A 2,117-nucleotide genomic window follows, 5' to 3' on the forward strand; every position below is an offset into this window, starting at 1 on the left:
TCGCTATGACACGATTGCGCCTCCCGCTTTAAATATGCTGAAATTCATTGTGGAAAAATGCGATCACTATAATGTTCCATTAACGCTTTGTGGCGAAATCGGCGGCAAAGCAATTGGCGCACTGGCCTTAATTGCACTTGGTTTTCGTCGACTTTCTGTTGCACCGGCCGCCATTGGCCCTGTCAAAATGATGATTCGTAGTCTTGATTTATCAATGGCTGAGCCTCTTGTTGAAGGATTGCTGAGTCGTTCTGACCATAGCGTTCGAGCAGCCCTTGAGGACTTCGCACGCGCGAATAACATCAAAATTTGATGATTCAAGGCCATTTTTCCCTATATTTACCATAAGTTGCACTTTTTTGTTGACTCATTGCATTAATATAATGTTGACTTTTATTCCTTGGGGAAATTGTGAGTATTCTGCGCAAAAAAAGTAATAGTTAGAGCCGTTTAACTAAATAATAATGATTTTTGGTTATGGTTAATACGTTAAGCCGCCGTATCCAAAATTTTTTTACTAATAAATAAATTTAAATACGACCTAAAAAGAAGATATTACGGCAAATATTACAAAAGAGATGTTTTTGTGATCATGAAGCTGGGGATTAGAAGTGAATAAAATAAGTACAGATATTAAAGCCGAACAAGAATTAGAAAGTGTTGGCAAAATTATAAAAAAAGCTCGGCAAGAGCATTCGGTTCGTAATCTGAATACTATTGCAGAAGAGCTGTGCATTAGACCACATTTATTAGAAGCACTAGAGCAAGGTAATTTTAACTCTTTTCCGGCTGCTTGCTATGCAACTGGTTTTCTTAGAAACTATGCAACATTTCTTGGATTAGATACTGCGGATATTATTGCAAAGTATGAAGCTGAATATGCCGGCTCAAAAGAGAGCGTCGTTTTGAGTTTTCCAGAAGCGGATCATCAAAATGATTTTCCCATTAAAAGAATGGCGGGCGTTGCGTCCTTATGCATTGCAATTTTCGCAGGCGTTTGGGTTACAAATAATAGCTTGGATGCTGAGGAAGCAACGGATGTTATAGTCAAGACAACGACAAAACCAACACTTGTTGTGGAAGAAATGCCAGAGAAAAAAATAGCCGTTCAAGAAGTCTCTGCGAAAGCACCAATTGCTGAAAAAGAAAATATGGTTATTGCTGCGCCTGCAATGGGCGGTGCCATCAGTTTTCAAGCAAATGATGATGTATGGGTTCGCATTTCTTCTGAAGATGGCGAAACAGTAATTGAAAAACTCATGACGAAGGGGGAAAGTCTCATTCCACCTGATCAATCCGGTTTAATGTTAATGACAAATAATGCTGGCGCTCTTACCGTATCTTTGGGCGATAATATTGTTAAAAGTCTTGGATTAGAAGGACAAATTCTTGAGAATGTGGCCTTAATTCAGGAAAAATTGATAGAATTATCCATGCTGAGATAATAAAAGTTCATATTTAGCACATAAAGTAATTTCAAATCTCCTCTATCCTTGGTATTAAAGAGCCAATAGATCTAGAGGAGATTTTTTTATGCCTCCAGTAACAATTAAGGTTTGAATATGAGCATACGTCCTTACCGAGATATTATCAGAAGGAAATGTCGACAAATAATGGTGGGCGATATTCCTGTTGGCGGTGATGCGCCTATATCGGTTCAGTCGATGACCAATACATTGACTACTGATGTGAAGGCAACAATTGCTCAAATCCATGCTCTTGAAGAAGCCGGTGCCGATATTGTAAGGGTTTCCTGTCCTGATGAAGCGTCGACCAAAGCTTTAAAAGAAATTATTGATAACGTATCTGTCCCGATTGTTGCGGACATCCACTTTCATTATAAGCGCGGTATTGAGGCCGCAGAGGCTGGCGCCGCTTGCTTACGCATTAATCCTGGTAATATCGGTAATGAAGAACGCGTTCGTGAAGTCGTTAGGGCGGCAAAAGATCATAACTGTTCTATGCGGATCGGTGTAAATGCGGGATCACTTGAAAAACATTTACTTGAAAAATATGGCGAACCCTGCCCTGATGCCATGGTTGAAAGCGCACTCGAACATGCGCGTATTTTAGAAGATAATGACTTCTTTGAATTTAAAATAAGCGTGAAAGCATCT

General features: G+C 39.5%; 3 protein-coding genes. All 3 read left to right on the plus strand.

Annotation, left to right across the window (positions count from 1 at the left end; translation table 11 throughout):
• Positions 1-313: putative PEP-binding protein (locus ACTF6W_RS06115; RefSeq protein WP_438993662.1), on the plus strand; the 313-nt coding region annotated here is incomplete at its 5' end.
• Between the two features lie 298 nt (positions 314-611).
• Complete coding sequence (locus ACTF6W_RS06120; protein ID WP_438993663.1) at positions 612-1,445, plus strand: helix-turn-helix domain-containing protein; 834 nt, start codon at positions 612-614, stop codon at positions 1,443-1,445.
• A 117-nt stretch (positions 1,446-1,562) separates the two neighbouring features.
• Positions 1,563-2,117 (plus strand): flavodoxin-dependent (E)-4-hydroxy-3-methylbut-2-enyl-diphosphate synthase (locus ACTF6W_RS06125; RefSeq protein WP_438993664.1); only part of this gene is annotated, 555 nt, incomplete at its 3' end.

It is taken from the genome of Pseudemcibacter sp. (assembly GCF_965661635.1).
Lineage (GTDB): Bacteria > Pseudomonadota > Alphaproteobacteria > Sphingomonadales > Emcibacteraceae > Pseudemcibacter.